16 protein-coding genes and 2 pseudogenes are annotated in these 15940 nt (G+C 61.4%); 1 reads left to right on the plus strand and 17 read right to left on the minus strand.

The features are described from left to right. Positions 1-38: 38 nt before the first annotated feature. The 8 genes and pseudogenes from BBJ66_RS12500 to BBJ66_RS12530 all read right to left on the minus strand — a co-directional run bounded on the left by BBJ66_RS12500 (position 39) and on the right by BBJ66_RS12530 (position 7116). Positions 39-890, minus strand: coding sequence for a glycine betaine ABC transporter substrate-binding protein (locus BBJ66_RS12500; protein ID WP_049732533.1), 852 nt, complete (start codon positions 888-890; stop codon positions 39-41). 77 nt (positions 891-967) lie between these two features. Continuing rightward, positions 968-2314, minus strand: a complete 1347-nt coding sequence (locus BBJ66_RS12505; protein WP_071087332.1) for an NAD(P)/FAD-dependent oxidoreductase — start codon at positions 2312-2314, stop codon at positions 968-970. Beyond that, positions 2311-3828, minus strand: a complete 1518-nt coding sequence (locus tag BBJ66_RS12510) for an aldehyde dehydrogenase (protein ID WP_071087334.1) — start codon at positions 3826-3828, stop codon at positions 2311-2313. Before BBJ66_RS12510 ends, BBJ66_RS12505 begins: the two co-directional genes overlap by 4 nt. Next, positions 3821-4732 (minus strand): dihydrodipicolinate synthase family protein, encoded by a 912-nt coding sequence (locus BBJ66_RS12515; protein WP_049732530.1) that lies wholly within the window; start codon positions 4730-4732, stop codon positions 3821-3823. Before BBJ66_RS12515 ends, BBJ66_RS12510 begins: the two co-directional genes overlap by 8 nt. After that, entirely contained in the window at positions 4729-5445 is a 717-nt protein-coding gene (locus BBJ66_RS12520) for a GntR family transcriptional regulator (RefSeq protein WP_071087336.1), read from the minus strand. The genes BBJ66_RS12515 and BBJ66_RS12520 overlap by 4 nt, the downstream gene beginning before the upstream one ends. 403 nt (positions 5446-5848) lie before the next feature. Next, a pseudogene (locus tag BBJ66_RS12525) lies at positions 5849-6284 on the minus strand (GFA family protein); the annotation flags it as partial. Continuing rightward, positions 6265-6542: pseudogene (locus BBJ66_RS33085) on the minus strand (ISNCY family transposase); the annotation flags it as partial. The pseudogenes BBJ66_RS33085 and BBJ66_RS12525, both read right to left, overlap by 20 nt. Before the next feature lie 16 nt (positions 6543-6558). After that, a complete protein-coding gene (locus BBJ66_RS12530) occupies positions 6559-7116 on the minus strand; it encodes a threonine transporter RhtB (RefSeq protein ID WP_071087338.1) in 558 nt (185 codons plus the stop codon). A 127-nt stretch (positions 7117-7243) separates the two neighbouring features. Between BBJ66_RS12530 and BBJ66_RS12535 the strand changes: the two genes are divergently transcribed. Then, the gene (locus BBJ66_RS12535) at positions 7244-7462 is read left to right on the plus strand and encodes a hypothetical protein (RefSeq protein ID WP_049732527.1); all 219 of its coding nucleotides are present in this window, start codon (positions 7244-7246) and stop codon (positions 7460-7462) included. Between the two features lie 121 nt (positions 7463-7583). Here BBJ66_RS12535 and hemA read toward each other — a convergent pair whose 3' ends face one another. The 9 genes from hemA to BBJ66_RS35140 all read right to left on the minus strand — a co-directional run. Beyond that, positions 7584-8798: a 5-aminolevulinate synthase gene (gene hemA, locus BBJ66_RS12540; RefSeq protein WP_071087366.1), complete on the minus strand. Its 1215-nt coding sequence runs from the start codon at positions 8796-8798 to the stop codon at positions 7584-7586. 417 nt (positions 8799-9215) lie between these two features. Beyond that, entirely contained in the window at positions 9216-9893 is a 678-nt protein-coding gene (locus BBJ66_RS12545) for a CBS domain-containing protein (RefSeq protein WP_071087340.1), read from the minus strand. A gap of 129 nt (positions 9894-10022) precedes the next feature. After that, positions 10023-10496, minus strand: a complete 474-nt coding sequence (gene ccmE / locus BBJ66_RS12550) for a cytochrome c maturation protein CcmE (protein WP_071087342.1) — start codon at positions 10494-10496, stop codon at positions 10023-10025. A 29-nt stretch (positions 10497-10525) separates the two neighbouring features. Next, complete coding sequence (locus tag BBJ66_RS12555) at positions 10526-11191, minus strand: Crp/Fnr family transcriptional regulator (RefSeq protein WP_049732166.1); 666 nt, start codon at positions 11189-11191, stop codon at positions 10526-10528. Between the two features lie 32 nt (positions 11192-11223). Then, positions 11224-11382 (minus strand): cbb3-type cytochrome oxidase assembly protein CcoS, encoded by a 159-nt coding sequence (gene ccoS / locus BBJ66_RS12560; RefSeq protein ID WP_049732167.1) that lies wholly within the window; start codon positions 11380-11382, stop codon positions 11224-11226. Continuing rightward, the gene (locus BBJ66_RS12565; RefSeq protein ID WP_071087344.1) at positions 11379-13667 is read right to left on the minus strand and encodes a cation-translocating P-type ATPase; all 2289 of its coding nucleotides are present in this window, start codon (positions 13665-13667) and stop codon (positions 11379-11381) included. The genes ccoS and BBJ66_RS12565 overlap by 4 nt, the downstream gene beginning before the upstream one ends. Further along, positions 13664-14149: a FixH family protein gene (locus BBJ66_RS12570; RefSeq protein WP_071087346.1), complete on the minus strand. Its 486-nt coding sequence runs from the start codon at positions 14147-14149 to the stop codon at positions 13664-13666. Before BBJ66_RS12570 ends, BBJ66_RS12565 begins: the two co-directional genes overlap by 4 nt. After that, positions 14146-15714 carry a cytochrome c oxidase accessory protein CcoG gene (ccoG, locus tag BBJ66_RS12575; protein ID WP_071087348.1) on the minus strand — a complete coding sequence of 523 codons (1569 nt, stop codon included), beginning with the start codon at positions 15712-15714 and terminating at the stop codon, positions 14146-14148. Before ccoG ends, BBJ66_RS12570 begins: the two co-directional genes overlap by 4 nt. Before the next feature lie 5 nt (positions 15715-15719). Beyond that, a partial coding sequence (locus BBJ66_RS35140) for a hypothetical protein (RefSeq protein WP_210184955.1) occupies positions 15720-15940 on the minus strand: 221 nt, incomplete at its 5' end.

Raw genomic sequence — 15940 nt, forward strand, 5'->3', positions numbered from 1 at the left:
AAGATGGCCGCCCGACGGATCGGGCGGCCACGATGCGATTACTTCTTCTTGATGTTTTCCCAGCGCTTGATCAGGTCGGCATGGCTGCCGATCCAATCCTGCACGGCCTGGTCCATGGTCTTGCCGTCCTTGACTTCGCCGTTGATGGTGGTGATGTCGGCGATCGGCACGTAGACGCTGGCCATGACTTCGCGGGCATGCGGATATTCTTCGGAAAAGCCCTTATGGCCGATCCAGTAGTAGCTCTGCGGCGGCGGGAATACGCCCTTCGGATCCTTGAGGTACTTGACCTCGTACTTCTGGACCATCCAGGACGGCTCCCAGATCGTGACCGCGATCCACTCCTTGCGATCGTAGGCGGATTTCAGCGCGGCCGTCATCGCGGCGGTGCTGCCTTCGACGAGCTGGAGCTTGAGGCCGTAATCCTTGACCGCATTCGCCGTATCGCGCATCAGGCCGGCGCCCGGTTCGATGCCGATGATCTTGCCGCCGAACTTGTCGGCGTTTTCATTGAGCTGTTCGAGCGAGTCGATCGGAACGTATTTCGGAACGGCGACGCCCTGATAGAGGCCGTGCGAAACCGGCGAAATCTTTTCGAGGCGGTTCTTGTTCTTGTCCCAATAGTCCTGGGCGACGTAGTCGGTCTGCGAGGTGAGAGCCTGGATATCGCCCTTGGCAAGAGCGGCATAGGCAATGCCCCATTCGGAGAACTCGGTCACCTTGACGGTGTAGCCGGCATCTTCGAGAACCTTCTTGGTAATGCCGGTGATGGGCGTCAGATCTTCCCACGACATCGTGCCGAGGGTGATCGTCTTTTCCTCGGCGCGAGCAGGAAGGATGCTCATCCCGATCACCGCAGCGGCGCAAAGCGCCTTCCACAAAATCTTCATTGTTTTTACTCCTGGTTTTCGTTCCCGTACTCATCGAAGTCTGCAGGCGGCAGTCTTCACATTGCGCGGCGGAGGGATCATCCCTCGCGGCCTGCACGCAATTCCTGAAAGCGGATGACCGAGTTGACGCCGAGCCATGCAATGGGCTCGGGCGGCAGCCTGGTCGGCTCCGGCTGGTTCTTGTATTTCTCAAGCTCAGGGCTGGCGGCGCTTGTCGCGAGATCGGCGGCCATCATGCCGGCGAAGGTGCTCTTGACGGTGCCGAGACCATTCTCGCAGCAGGCGGAAAAGAGCCCCTCTTCGACCTCCCCGAATGCCGGCACATGGTTTCTGGAGAGGCAGAGCGCGCCCGCCCAGCTATATTCCATTGGCAGGCGCTCCATCCCCGGAAAACGGGCATCGAACGACCGCCGCTGTTCGGCAGCAATTCCGGCGACGCGCTTCTCCGACACTTTCAGGCTCGGGTCATAGGTGAACCTCGTCCTGACGACGATCCTCGAAAGCCCGTCCTTGGTGATCTTGCGCACCGTCGCGCCCATCGGATCGGCCGGCAGCAGCGCCCAGCGATCCACACCGGTGACATCGCCTGCGAATTCGTTCTGCGAAAAGGCCGAGGTCATCGACGCATAGGTGAAGATATGCATCAGCCTTCCGCGGAAATGACCGAAGCTTTGAATATGGCCGTTCACACCGAGAATGACCTTCGGCGCCGAAACGGAGCCGCGGGCGGTCTTCGCCTTCCAGGTCCCGCTTTCACGCGAAAGCTCCAGCACCGGCGAATGCTCGTGGATGGCGACCTTCGAATGGAGGCCGTGCGCCAGGCCTCTGATATAATCGGCCGGCTGGATCATCACCGCGCCGGGCGTGTAGAGGCCGCCGCGATAATAGTGCGAGCCGGTCATCTCCCGCATCTGGTCGGCATCGAGAACGCGATGCTCCTCGCCGATCTTCTCAAGTGACTTCCTGTAATTGTCGTTGAGACCCATTCCCCGCTCGGAGGCCGCGGCATTCACCTTGCCCGAGGGATCGAAGGTTTCCCGGGACAGGCCGTATTCGGCCGCGACATCGGCTGCGAAGGAGATCGCCAGCCGGTTCTGCCGGATCTCGTCCTTGGTCGCTGCTTCGTCGGCGACCGAATACTCGCCCGAAGACAGGTTGTGCGGCACGTCGATCATGAAGCCGGAATTGCGCCCGGCCGGACCCTTGGCGAGTTCGCGGGCCTCCAGGACAACGATCTTGTCCTCAGGCCGCGTTTGCGAGAGGCGGCGGGCCGCCGACAGGCCGGCAAATCCGCCGCCGATGATCAGCCAATCGGCGGTAATGTCGTGTTCAAGCGCCTTCACGGGAAAGGCGCGTTCGCTGGTCGCCTCCCATCCCGAAACGCCGGTGTCGGTCGGCAGGTGCTTGATCACATGGCGGCTCATCGGATCGTCTCGTCGACGGAGCGCTCCGAAATGTCGATCCAGATGGTCTTGAGCTCGCAGTAATTGTCATGGGCGAAGACCGACTTGTCGCGGCCGCCGAAACCGGACTCCTTGTAGCCGCCGAACGGCGTGGTGGCGTCACCTTCACCGAAGCAGTTGACGGTGATCAGGCCGGCCCGGATGTCGCGGGTCAGCCGGATCGCATTGCGCAGGCTGCCCGTATAGACGGAGGCCGTCAGGCCATAATTGGTATCGTTGGCCAAAGCGGTCGCCTCGGCGAGCGTGTTGAACGTCGTGACCGACAGGATCGGTCCGAAGATTTCCTCCTGGAACAGGCGGCTGGCCGGCGTCACACCCTCGACCAGCGTCGGCTCGATGAAGATGCCGTTATAGGTTTCGCCGCCTTGAGTGACGGACAGCTTCTCCGTCTTGGCATCGTCGAGGAAGGATTTCACCTTCTCGAAATGCGACTTGCTGACGAGCGCGCCGATGCGGTTTTCAGGATCGAGCGGATCGCCCGTCTTCCATTCGCGCATATAGGCGCCGATGCGCTTCATCAATTCATCCTTGATCTTGGAATGAACGATGAGACGTGAGGTGGCCGAGCAATTCTCGCCCATGTTCCAGAAGGCGCCGTTGACCACCTGCTCGGCAACGAGATCGAGGTCTTCGGCATCGTCGAGAACGACCGCGGGGTTCTTGCCGCCGCATTCGAGCACGACCTTCTTGAGGTTCGAATCCGCGGCGTAACGCAGGAAGCGACGGCCGGTCGGCGTCGAGCCGGTGAAGGCCACCATGTCGACATCATTGTGCAGGCCGATCGGTTCGCCGACCTCCCGGCCGGAGCCGGTGACGACGTTGAACACACCAGCCGGAATACCGGCTTCGTGGGCAAGCTCGGCGACGCGCAGCGTGGTGAGCGTCGTTTCCTGCGCCGGCTTGACGATGACCGAGCAGCCGGCGGCAAGCGCCGGGCCGATCTTCCAGGCCAGCATCAGCAGCGGGAAATTCCACGGCAGCACGCATCCGACGACGCCGATCGGCTCGCGCACGATCATCGTCAGCGCATTGGCGCCGACCGGGGCGGTGTTGTCATAGAGCTTGTCGATCAGCTCGGCATGCCAGCGCAGCGTATGAATGGTATCGGGAACGTCGACCGTCTGGCATTCGCGCACCGGCTTGCCGCTGTCGAGGCTTTCCAGAACGGCGAGCTCGTGTCTGTTGCGCTCCAGGAGCTTGGCAAGCTTCAGAAGCACTTCCTTGCGCTCACCCGGCGAGCGAAGCCGCCAACGCCCATCGTCGAACGCATCCTTCGCCTTCTCAACGGCGAAGTCGACATCGCTGGAATCGCAGGCGGCGATTTCGGCGAGGACTTCGCCCGTCGCAGGGTTCGTCGAGGTGAAAGTCTTGCCGGAATTTGCCGGACGAAATGCGCCGTCGACGAAGGCGTTCGTCGGAAACTGAAGCTCGGCGGCGATCGCCTTGTATTCGGCGGCGGTCAAGGGTTCATGCATGATTGGCTCCCGACGTGATCTGGGCGACCGTGCGCTTCAAGGTGGCGACGACGGTCTCAAGGGTTCTTTTCTCTTCGGAGTTCAGTCCGCGCAGCGGCGCCCGCACCGGGCCGGCTTTGAGGCCGATGATCTCGCAGCCGTGCTTGATCGACTGGACGAATTTGCCGCATTCGAGGAAATCCATCAGCGGCAGCATCGCGCTCATGATCGCCCGGCCCTTGTCGAAGTTCTTTTCGAGGACGCAGGCCTCATAGAGGGCGACATGCTCGCGCGGCAGGAAGTTGGAACCGGCGCAGACCCAGCTCTTCGCACCCCATGCGAAGAATTCGAGCGCCTGGTCGTCCCAGCCGCAGGACAGCGCAATATGCGGAAACTTCCGGGCAAGCCGGTGAAGATTGCCCATGTCGCCGGAGCTTTCCTTGATGGCGATCACATTCTTCGACTTGCCGACGCGGGAGAAATACTCCTCGCCCATCACCACGCCCATGCGGGCGGGATAGTTGTAGAGCATGATCGGCAGGTTGGCGGCGCGATCGACCGTCAGCGCATGGACCGCGTTCTCGCGTTCGGTCGGCAATGCGTATGGCGGTGACGACACCAGGATCGCATCCGCGCCGATTTCCTTCGCCGCCTTGGCGTATTCGACCGAATCTTCGGTCCGCGTGGCGCCGGTGCCGATGATCAGCGGCAATCGCGTGCCGATGACTTCCTTCGCATAGGCCGCGAGTTCGTGACGTTCCTGGCCGCTCTGGGCATAGTATTCGCCCGTCGAACCGCCGACGATGATGCCGTGGACACCCGCCTCAATCAGCGACTCGAGCACGGCGGCAAATCCGGCCCGGTCGATCTGACCATTCTTGTCGAGCGGCGTTACCGCCGGCGTATAGATCCCCTCAAACTTCACGACGACTTCTCCAATACTTGCGTGGCCGGACCGCCGAGGAAGGCGTCCGCTTTCAGGCCTTGCGGGGCGATGAACATCTCCATGTTCTCGCGGGACAATTCCCAGTGTTCGAAAACGAGATCGACAACGGCATTCTCATCATGAGCGCCGAGCGCTGCGATGAAGCCGTCATGGTGGTCGACCGCCACCTGCAGCCGCCGCCGCATATCCTCGTTCCTCGGCCGGAAGAACGTGTGACCGATGCGCGCATGATCGATGAGCAGCCGGCCGAGGCTCGGCTGCAGATAGACGTTGCACGACATCTCGCCGAAGATTTCGTGAAAGCGATTGTTCTCAAGAACCATCGCCAATGCGTCCATGTTCTCGCTGGCAGCACGGAACCGCTCCTGCGTCTGCTTTAGGTCCGACAGCTGAGCGGGCTTGAAGTTCTGCACGGCGAGACGGCCGATCGCCGCATAGATCATCGGCGCAACGAGAAAGAAATTGCGAAGCGTGGAGTGGTTCATCGGGATGACCCGCGCACCCCGGTTCTCGCGGATGTCGATATAACCCTCGCCGGCGAGGCGGCGGAAGATATCCCGCACCGGCGTCCGGGAAAGCCCGTACCGCTCGCTCAAACTCGCCTCGTCCAGATCGGCGTCCGGGTCCAGTTCCATCGTCAAAATCTGGCGCTTCAGGTCGTCGTAGAGATTGCTCTTCGGTGTCTTCGCCATCGTCGATCTCCGGCCATTTGTTGCTCTACGCCCTGAAGATGGCACGCATCCCCCAGGGTGTCAAACGATTGTGTACTTTGCGTACACAATTATTATTCTGAGGATACACAATAACACGCGACCCCTGGAGAGCGGCCGTCAGACTTGATGCGGCTGATGGGGTGAACAGACATCCACAGCGGAAAGCTCCGCCGCGGCATCGCGGGTTTCTTTCCAGACGGGTTATCGTGGCAGGTCAGGAGAATTCTCTGCAGCCGACATCGATGCGCTCTTGCATCCATCGATCATCAGGCGCCCGAGGCCGGGTGCCGGCAAGCCGGCGGTGCGCGGCCATCGCGGGATATATCGATATCCGGACAGCGGCGAGGGCCGGGGAGCGCCGAGGTCGGCGCTCCCCGGTGGATTACGAGGCGAGAACGCCGCTCTTCTTGGCGGTCCAGGTGGCGATATAGTCCATCAGGCCGGGGTTGAGGCAATCGTATGGCTCGATACCAGATGTCTTCAACTGCGCTCTGACGGCATCCATCTTGCCAGGATCGAAGCCGCTTTCGATGATCGGCGACACGAAGGCCGGGCTTTGCCCAGCCGCCTTCCTGGAAGCGCTCAGGATGGACAAAGGACAATCCCTGGAAGGGATGTTCGCGCTCGACCGGCCCGTACATATGCACGCCGCATTCCTTGCAGGCGTGCCGCTGGATTAGGGCCGAGGCATCGACGACGGCAAGTTTGTCGCCGTTCTCGAGGACTTCGACGCTCTCGGTCGGCGCAACCGCCACGACCGAAAAGGCCGCACCCTCGGGCTTCCAGCACTTGCGGCCGCAGGCATGATGCGTCGAAATAGCTGAAGGCGCTTTCCGAGAGCACGAAGCGCAGTTGCATCAGCCTGCCGGTCGCATCATCGACGAACACCAAGAGCGAACACGGATCTCCACGATCCTCAAACCAGCGATTCTCGGACTGGCCTCACGCCGCAACCGCGGCTGATGAAACGTCCGCCGCTGCTTGCGCGACAGCCAAAGCCCGGCCTCCGACATCCAACGACCCAGCGTCTCGCGCGACACACGCAATCCATCGCGCTCGGCAAGCTTCTCGGCCGCCCAGAGTTTCCGCCCCTCAAAATGCGCTGACGGTGAGCGCAGCGCAGAATATGAAGAGAGTTGCGGAACTAAATCGCCGGGCAAACAAGGGTATCTGTTTTTCACCTCCCAGAACGATCCTGCCCATCGATAGCCAGACGGCGGAGGCGAGAAACACCGTGGAGGCGAGAACGGCGACAATGGCTATCGATGATGCCTTCTGCGCGGGAGGGATTATTGTCAGCCCGATTATGAACCCCTTGGGATTCAACAGGGTGGTTAAGGCCAGCTGCCGTATTCTTACGACCGTGACAGGGCTCGATCCGACACCCCAGAGCCGGAGCGCGAGGTAGAAAACCCAGGTCGCCGAAGCAAGTTTGACGGCCTGCGAAATCGCGGGATGATCACGGAGAATGGGAGCGGCTAGACCGGAGACCGAAAGAACAATCGCAAGATAGGCGAAGACGACCGTTGCAAGAACCATGATCGCCCGCCTGGAGGTCAGCCCCTGAGATGCGATCGCCAATATCGCATTGGTTGGTCCGGGCAAAATGAGAAGCGTGAAAACGCTCGCAGCAAGAGGAAGAAGATGCACTGTTATAAGTCCTTCGGTTCCTGCATTGCTGACAGGGCCGGCCTGACGGGTCGTTGATAAAGATCATTTTCAGCTGGAACATTCTCCGTTGCCTGCCGTTTATTTCAGTCAAACTTGAGGTTTCTCCATGCCTCGCATGATCAGCTTCATGCTCACTCGATTAGCCACGGGCTTCGCAATTGGATGCGTTGTGGGGTTTCTGGTTTGGCAGAACGGCTTTTTGCCCTTCGGCTCCGCGGCAGGGGAGGTTCAGCACTATATCGCCCAGGGTCTGTTTATCTATCTCTTCGCGAGTACGATAAGCATGGGCTATCTCGCTACAGCGCTTCTGCTGGAAGTGGAGTAGTCCCTTTTTCATCCAAGTCGCGACCTATAGAAAGAGCGGGCAAACACCGAGTACGACGCTTCGGGCGGACTTCGCGCCTGCACTTCGGCCATGATCATATTCCGCGTCTTGCCCTGTATTCTCAGGCCACCATCCTTGCCAGCGCGCAGCGCGACCAGAGCGAATGCAACGCCTCGACGAGATGAGCTATATCGGCATCCGAATGCAGCGGCGTCGGCGTGATGCGCAGCCGCTCGGTCTTCTTCGGCACGGTGGGGTAGTTGATCGGCTGGACGTAGACGCCGCAATTGTCGAGCAGCAGGTCGGAGATCCACTTGCACTTGGCGGCATCGCCGACCAGCACCGGCACGATATGGCTCGGATTGGGCACATGCGGAATGCCGTTCTGGTCGAGCAGCGCCCGGAGCTTGCGCACCCGGTCCTGATGGCGGGCGCGCTCGAACTGGCTGACCTTCAGGTGCTGGATCGAGGCGACCGCACCGGCAGCAAGCGCCGGCGGCAGCGCCGTGGTGAAGATGAAGCCGGAGGCAAAGGAACGGATGAAATCGCAAAGGGCTGCCGAGGCGGCGATATAGCCGCCCATCACCCCGAAAGCCTTGCCGAGCGTTCCCTCGATGACGGTCAGCCGGTCCATCAGCCCCTCGCGCTCGGCAATGCCGCCGCCGCGCGGGCCGTACATGCCGACCGCATGCACCTCGTCGAGATAGGTCATCGCCCCGTATTTGTCGGCGAGGTCGCAGATTTCCTTGATCGGGGCGATATCGCCATCCATCGAATAGACGCTCTCGAAGGCGATCAGCTTCGGCGCCTTCGGATCGGCAGCGGCCAGCTTGGCTTCGAGATCGGCGACGTCATTGTGCTTCCAGATCACCTTGCCACACTTGGCATGGCGGATACCCTCGATCATCGAGGCATGGTTCAGCGAGTCGGAGAAGATGATCAGGCCGGGGATCCTGGCGCCGAGCGTGCCGAGCGCTGCCCAGTTGGAGACATAACCCGAGGTGAAGATCAGCGCCGCCTCCTTGGCGTGCAGATCGGCCAGTTCCCGTTCGAGCATGACGTGATGGTGGTTGGTGCCAGAAATATTCCGGGTGCCTCCCGCACCCGCGCCACAGTGGTCGATGGCGTTTTTCATCGCCTCGATCACCTTGGGGTTCTGGCCCATGCCGAGATAGTCGTTGGAGCACCAGACCGTGACTTCCTTTTCGCCATCGGCCGTATAACGCGTCGCGCGCGGGAAATTGCCGCGGTGGCGCTCGAGATCGGCAAAAACGCGGTAACGGCCCTCGGCATGAAGCCCGTCCAGCTCGTTTTTGAAAAACGCTTCGAAATCCATCATCTGCTCCTTCTGCATGCCCAAGCGATATATCCGGAGGGCGTCCGCGTATTTGATCTTCGTCAAGTTCAGCAAGGAGGCCGCGACCGCCCATTCCACGCCGCGATCCATCGAACCGCGACTTCATTGCTTTCAATCAAAGAAGAAACCGGCGGCCGGGCTAAGGTCGGCGCGCGAGTCGGGAGTTTCCGTGTCAAGCAGGGAAGTTGACAGACGGCTTGCCCGATCTGGAAGATCGAGCAAGCCTCCTCGTCACGTTAGAATATTTTCGTTTTTCTTCGAATCAGGAAAATGCCCTATCTCTCGTTTCACGCACTTCCCGGCAAAAGCGCTTCGTGCTTTGCCTAGCAAAACCGCGCTGCACACTTTTGCTGGAATTGCTCCAGCGGGATGACGGCGCGCCAATGCGGCCAAGCCTTAATCCTGGCTGTGAGCAGCCGATACGTGCAATTGATCCCGATAGCCGGCAATTCCCCCCAAGCCTTCGACAAGAACCTTGATGGCCTTGCGCTTCAGCTCGGATTCCACCTCGCCGTCAACAGTCACCTGCCCGTTCCTGACGGAGACCTGCACTCGTTGAGAGGTGAGGCCGAGGTCAGATCTCAGCCTGGTGCGCACAGCCAGTCTGATCGCCTCGTCCCCTCGCGGCAAGGCGGTCGCCGGCGCTTCGGCGATGACCCGCAGAATATCCCTCCGGCTGACGATCCCGACCAGACGTCCGTCTTCGACGATCGGCAAGCGTTTGATACGATGTGCCTGCAGGCTTTCGGCGATATCGGACACTTCGCTGTCCGGCCGCGCGACGATCACATCCTGGGACATGACATCGGTGACACACCAACCGTTGCTGCAGATGTAACGTTCGAGATCGATCTCGGAGATGAGCTCCGGCGCCCGCGCAGGGCGGGGCGTGAGCCGGACTTCCCGGCGCAGAAGCAGATCGCCCTCCGTGACCATGCCGCAAACGCGTCCCCGATCGTCGACGACCGGAAGACCGCTGACATGGTTCTGCAGCATCATCGCAACCGCATGGCGCACGCTGACCGCGGGGCTGATCGCAACCACCTTTGTGGTCATTATATCCCTTGCCTGCATGGTCGCCGTCTCCCTGGTCGCGGTTATTGTGGGGAATATGCTAAAGGCCGACCGGATGCACCGCTTTGATCTTCGTCAAACGTCCTGATCGCCGGCCAACACATCCGGTCCACGATAGGACGGCATCGCTCATTGCGCCGCTTGGGCTCCCTGCCCCTCCCCTTGAGCCTCGTTCCACAGCCCCTGCTGTTTCAGCCGGTCGGCGACATCCTTCGGCATGTAGGTCTCATCATGCTTGGCAAGCACGGTGTCGGCGATGAAGACGTTGGTCCCCGGCGCAAACATGCCTTCGGTGACGACCCCCTGCCCCTCGCGGAAGAGATCGGGGAGGATGCCGGTATATTGAACCTTCACGGCATTGGCGCTGCCGTCAGTGACGGCAAATTCCACCGTCGAGCCGGTGCCGCGCACGACGCTGCCCTCGCCGACCAGGCCGCCGAGCCGGATGCGGGTGTCCGGCGCCACCGGCGTCTTTGCCAGATCGGCCGGCATGTAGAAATAGGCGACCGACTGGCTGAAGGCGAACATAACCAGCAGCACGGCGGCGGCCATGAAGCCCATGCCACCTGCTATCACCGCCAGCCGCTTCTGCTTGCGCGTCATTTCGGATCTCCTGTAGCTGTCATGGAAGGTCAGCATGCCTTGCGAAGCTGATCGACGCTGTCGACGAGAACGACCTTGCCCCTGATTTCGACTCCTGCGGGAACCAGCGCGGCGAACGCCCGCGAGAGGGCCTCGGGGGCAAGCCCCAGTTTGCCGGCCAGAATCCTCTTTCGGTAGGGAAGGCGGAAAGTAACCTGCGAGGCGGACGCCGGGCATCGGCTCATGAGGTAATTAGCAACGCGTTGCGCGGCCGTGTGCAGCCGGTCTCCCGCAATGCAATCCATTGTGCTGAGCAGATATCGAGCCATGATGCGCATGACGTTTCGATGCATGACGGGGTGCCGTTCGGCAAGTGCCCGCAAGTCCGCAAGTTCGAACAAGGCGACCTCAGCCCCATCGGCAGACCACGCGCTATAGGCATAAGAGCCGCCGCCCGAGAGAAGATATTCGCCGAAGGTGTCGCCCGGCTCACATACGTAGATATCCGCCTCGCGCCCGGCGGATTCCGATTTGGAAAGTCGCACGAACCCGCCGATGACGTAATAGACGAATGACGCCTCCTGGCCTTCGGCGACGATCCGCTCGTCGGGAGCGAAGGTGCGAAGCTTAGCCGTGGCGGCGAGTTGCTGCATGATCGCCTGGTCCAGGCCGTCGAACAGGTCAGACTGCAAAAGCACGGAATTTTTCGCAGGCATTGATCTTCCTTTCGTGTTGGGCCTGTGTGTGATCAAGGTTTATTCCCGTCGGCTTCGTCTTCGCCGAGAATGCGCCAGGCGGCTCCCTCAAGATCGTCGTACTGGCCGCTCTTCAGCGACCAGAGGAAAGCCAGGAGCCCCATGCCTCCCATCAGAAGCGCGATCGGTATGAGATAGATCAGCATGTTCATGCGGCTTTCACCTCCGCTTGCCCGCCGGCCCGCTCCGCAGTCAGGATGCCGGGACGTTTGGCGAATGCGCTAAGGCGCAGCGCATTCGTGACGACGATGATCGACGATGTCGACATGGCCACCGCAGCGATGAGCGGTGTCGCCAGCCCGGCGATTGCGATGGGCACCGCCAGTACGTTGTAGCCGATGGCCAGCGCGAAGTTCTGCCGGATGAGGCCGGCGGACCGCCGCGCGACGGCGATCGCTTCGGGAACGGCGTCGAGGCGGTCGTTGAAGAAGACGAGGTCGGCGGCCTGCCGGCCGATATCGGAGGCCGTGGCGGGCGCCATCGAGACATGCGCGGCGGCAAGTGCGGGAGCATCGTTGATGCCGTCGCCGACCATGAGCACGCGATGGCCTTGATCGCTCAATCTCTGGCATTCCTCGACCTTCTGCTTCGGCGTCAGGGTGGCCAGGGCCCTGTCGATGCCGAGAGCATGCGCGGTATTGTCGACGACGGTCTGCCGGTCGCCGGATACCATCAGCGTTTCAAGGCCGGCCGCATTGAGCTGGGCGATGGTCTCGGCAGCACCCGGGCGAAGCGTGTCGTCGAAAAAGAAACGGGCAAGAACGACCCCGTTTTTCGACAGGACCACTTCCGAAAACGGAGTGTCAGTGACACTAGTCACGAAGCCGGTTCCGCCGGCGAACGTCGCATTGCCCAGCCGATAGACATCCCTTCCCTTTTCAGCCTCCAGCCCGCCGCCTGGAATTTCCGTCACGCCGTCGAAGGGCGGGAGATGGGCGAGTTCGGTGTCCCGCACCAGCGCCTGGGAAAGCGGATGGCGCGAATGCGCGGCTAACCCGCGAGCGATGGCAGCACTGCCCTCTTCGATCGTCTCGATCCCGACGAGGCGCGGCATGCCCATCGTCAGGGTGCCGGTCTTGTCGAAGGCGACGCTATCCGCCTCGGCCAGCCGTTCCAGCGCCGAACCGTCCTTGACCATGATGCCATTGCGGAAAAGCTCGCCTGCGGCCACGACCTGGACCACGGGAACGGCAAGACCCAATGCGCAGGGGCATGTGATGATCAGGACCGCCACCGCAACCAGCATGGCATGTTTCCAGTCGCCGCCGAGGAAGCCCCAGGCGAGGAAGGAAACCAGCGCCAGCAGATGCACGGCCGGGGAATAAAGCGCTGCGGCGCGGTCGGCGACCCGGCGATAGCGCGCCCTGCCGCCTTCGGCAGCTTCCATAAGGGCGATGATTTCGGAGAGAAGCGAGTTCCTGGCAATTCTCGTCGCCCTGAAGACGAGCGAACCGGTCAGGTTCATCGCCCCGGAATTCACCTCGCTGCCTCCAGCGACGCCGACGGGGCTGCTCTCGCCTGTGACGATGGAGAGGTCCACATCGCTTTCTCCGCTGACGACGACGCCGTCGACCGGGACGCGTTCGCCGGCCGCGATCGAGATTTCATCTCCCACCGCGATCTCCTCCACCGCGATATAGCGCCGCGACCCGTCGGGCATCATCAGCAGCGCCCCGCGTGGGGCCAGCCTTGCGAGCCCGTTGATTGCCGCGCGCGCCTTTTCCCGCATGACATGATCCAGTGTCCTGCCGATCAGTAGGAAGAACAGCAGGGAAACCGTGGCATCGAACCAGGCATGTTCGCCATGGTGCGCGGTCTCCCACAGTGAAACGGCATAGGAGAGCGTCACGGCAAGCGAGATGGGAACATCCATGTTGGTGCGCCCGCGCTTCAGCGCATTCCAGGCCGATTGGAAGAAGAAGCGCCCGGCATAGATCAAGGCCGGCGCGGCGATCATCGCCGAGATCCAGTGAAACATGTCGCGCGTCGCAGCATCCGCACCCGACCAGACCGACACCGACAACAGCATGATGTTGGCGGCTGCGAAACCGGAGACTCCGATCGCCAGCAGGAGCTGGTTTCTGATCCTGTCGTTTTCGGGGGCTGCGGGCGTGAAGAGATGCGCGCGGTATCCTGATGCATTGATCGCCGCAAGGATTTCCGACGGATCGGTCGCGCACGCGTCGATCTCCTCCTGATAGACGCAGCTCACCCTGCGCGCGGTGAGATTGACCCGGGCCTTCCTGACGAAGGGCAGCGCTGTCAGTGCTCCTTCGATGGTCGAAATACAGGCGCCGCAATGGGCGTCGGGAACACTGAGGTCGAGCTGGCGCAATCCTGCGCCGAGCGGGTGACTGGCAAGACGGGCCTCCTCGGCGCTGGATGACGTCGCGCTGAGAGCAAGCACGCTTTCCGTGTCCATGGAGCAGCAGCTCATTGGCCGAACTCCGCGGTATCGATGCGTTTGGCCTCGTGCATGACGACCAGTCCATCCTTTTTGGAAATCACTTCGACGATCCAGTCGCCGGCAGCGACCTTATGATCCGCCTCGAACCGCCCTTCCCCCGTCTTCCCGAGCGTCAGGTGGAAATCCTCGTGGTCTCCGACGGGCCGCTTGAAATTCACCACAACCTCATCGACGATCGCGGGCGAACCGCCTTTGTCGTGAATGCCGTAGCGGATCTCGCGCCCCTTGATGGAGAGATCGCCTTTGATGCCGGACTCGGCCATCGCCTTCATTGCCGCCGCCTTGCCGTTAAATTCCTGACTGGCGACGTAGGTGTTTTCAACGACGAGACCGCTCCAGCTGGAGGAGGCATAGAAGGCCATGGTGACGTTGACGGCGATCACCACGGCGAAGAATGCCGAGGTCGCCAGCAGCATATGCAGGCCGGTAAAGCCTTGCGTGGACATCTTCATTTCACCTCTCCCGGTGCATTGAATGCCGCGCGATAGGTTGCCCGATCGGAATGGCCGGCATCTTCGACGACGAAGAGGAACTCATTGACTGCGGCTCCATCGGGCCTGCGCGTGATGAAGACCTTGAGCGTCGTAGCCTGGTCGGGCTCGGCATGGACCGTAAAACTGCGGCCGTCCTGCTTTCCGAATTCAGCAATGCGCATCGTCGCCCCCTCCAGCCCGACGAGGGTAATGGTCACGTCCCTCGGTGTCGGCACCATGTTCAGGACGCGAAGCGTGTAGCCGTTGCGGATCGATCCGTTGCTTTCCAGAACATATTGGGGGTTCCGATCGTGGACGACGTTGAGCTCCAGGCGTTCGCGGAAAGCGAGATGGACGATCATGGCGATGCCGATCGACGCCCAGACGGCGGCGTAAAAGACGATTCTGGGACGAAAGATGATGCGCCAGTCGAAGTGCCGGACCGCCGGGACGAAACTTCCATCCTCGTTTCGCACCCTGGACGGCTGGATGGCCATTCGTCCCTCGTCGGTCGCAAGCGCCATATTGGCCGAATACTCGTTGAGGGTCGCATAGGCGATCAGGCCGCGGGGCTTTCCGATCTTATCCATGACGCCGTCGCAGGCATCGATGCAGAGCGCGCAGGTGATGCACTCCATCTGCTGTCCGTCGCGAATGTCGATCCCCATCGGGCACACGGCCACGCAGGCATTGCAATCCACGCAATCCCCAACCGGCTGGCCCTTGGCCTGGGCCTTCTTCGCATGGCGCGACCGCTGCTCGCCCCGCCAGTCGTTATAGGTGACGACGAGCGAATTTTCGTCGAGCATCGCGCCCTGGATACGCGGCCACGGGCACATATAGGTGCACACCTGCTCGCGCATCAGGCCGCCGAGCACATAGGTCGTCGCCGTCAGAATGGCGACCGTGGCGTAAGCGGCTGCGGGCGCGCCGCCGGTAAACAACGAAACCGCGAGGCTCGGCGCGTCGGCAAAATAGAAGATCCATGCTCCGCCGGTGGCGACGCCGATCAGCAGCCAGATCGAATGCTTGACCACCCTTTTCCTCACCTTGTCGAACGTGAAGGGAGCGGCATCGAGCTTCATCCGCGCATTCCGATCACCTTCGATCGCGCGCTCGACGACGAGGAAAAGATCGACCCAGACGGTTTGGGGACAGGCGTAGCCGCACCATGCCCGCCCGACCGCGGAGGTGACGAGAAACAGGCCGAAACCCGCCATGACGAGAAGGCCCGCGACATAATAGAATTCCTGCGGCCAGATCTCGATGAAGAAAAAGAAGAAGCGCCGCGAAGCGAGATCGACGAGAATGGCCTGGTCGGGCGCATAGGGACCGCGATCCCAGCGGATCCATGGCGCGAGATAGTAGATGCCGAGCGTGATCAGCATCACGATCCACTTGAACCGGCGGAACCGCCCCTCTGCGCGCTTGGGAAAAATCTTCTTGCGCGCCGCATAGAGAGGCTGCCGGTTGCGGCGGGCGTTGACCGGCTCGACGCTGACCCGCTCGACATCATTGGGATCTGGTGCAGTGTAGAGATTCATGGGACCTATCCGGTTTTCACCTGCTCTTCTCCCACCTGCCGGCATTCCGTTCCTTGATGCAGATCAAGAAAGTCGGCCTTGCCAAGGACGGTTTGCCTCCCCGGCAAGAAGAAGGCCACGCCCCGGGGTAAGGGCAGGGCTATCGCATATGAGCAAAGAGCTGGAAGAAGAATTCTTTGTTCCAGTTTGCCCTGCGCATTTTGCTTGCGATTGGCTTGTCGAGAGG

The organism is Rhizobium sp. RSm-3 (assembly GCF_001854685.1).
In the GTDB taxonomy this organism is placed as follows: Bacteria; Pseudomonadota; Alphaproteobacteria; order Rhizobiales; family Rhizobiaceae; genus Rhizobium; species Rhizobium ecuadorense.

What these genes read in the sequence shown, in the direction of transcription:
- BBJ66_RS12500 (WP_049732533.1), bottom strand. Translation starts at nt 890, where the DNA reads ATGAAGATTTTGTGGAAGGCGCTTTGCGCCGCTGCGGTGATCGGGATG.
- BBJ66_RS12505 (WP_071087332.1), bottom strand. Translation starts at nt 2,314, where the DNA reads ATGAGCCGCCATGTGATCAAGCACCTGCCGACCGACACCGGCGTTTCG.
- BBJ66_RS12510 (WP_071087334.1), bottom strand. Translation starts at nt 3,828, where the DNA reads ATGCATGAACCCTTGACCGCCGCCGAATACAAGGCGATCGCCGCCGAG.
- BBJ66_RS12520 (WP_071087336.1), bottom strand. Translation starts at nt 5,445, where the DNA reads ATGGCGAAGACACCGAAGAGCAATCTCTACGACGACCTGAAGCGCCAG.
- BBJ66_RS12535 (WP_049732527.1), top strand. Translation starts at nt 7,244, where the DNA reads ATGCCTCGCATGATCAGCTTCATGCTCACTCGATTAGCCACGGGCTTC.
- hemA (WP_071087366.1), bottom strand. Translation starts at nt 8,798, where the DNA reads ATGGATTTCGAAGCGTTTTTCAAAAACGAGCTGGACGGGCTTCATGCC.
- BBJ66_RS12545 (WP_071087340.1), bottom strand. Translation starts at nt 9,893, where the DNA reads ATGCAGGCAAGGGATATAATGACCACAAAGGTGGTTGCGATCAGCCCC.
- ccmE (WP_071087342.1), bottom strand. Translation starts at nt 10,496, where the DNA reads ATGACGCGCAAGCAGAAGCGGCTGGCGGTGATAGCAGGTGGCATGGGC.
- BBJ66_RS12555 (WP_049732166.1), bottom strand. Translation starts at nt 11,191, where the DNA reads ATGCCTGCGAAAAATTCCGTGCTTTTGCAGTCTGACCTGTTCGACGGC.
- ccoS (WP_049732167.1), bottom strand. Translation starts at nt 11,382, where the DNA reads ATGAACATGCTGATCTATCTCATACCGATCGCGCTTCTGATGGGAGGC.
- BBJ66_RS12565 (WP_071087344.1), bottom strand. Translation starts at nt 13,667, where the DNA reads ATGAGCTGCTGCTCCATGGACACGGAAAGCGTGCTTGCTCTCAGCGCG.
- BBJ66_RS12570 (WP_071087346.1), bottom strand. Translation starts at nt 14,149, where the DNA reads ATGAAGATGTCCACGCAAGGCTTTACCGGCCTGCATATGCTGCTGGCG.
- ccoG (WP_071087348.1), bottom strand. Translation starts at nt 15,714, where the DNA reads ATGAATCTCTACACTGCACCAGATCCCAATGATGTCGAGCGGGTCAGC.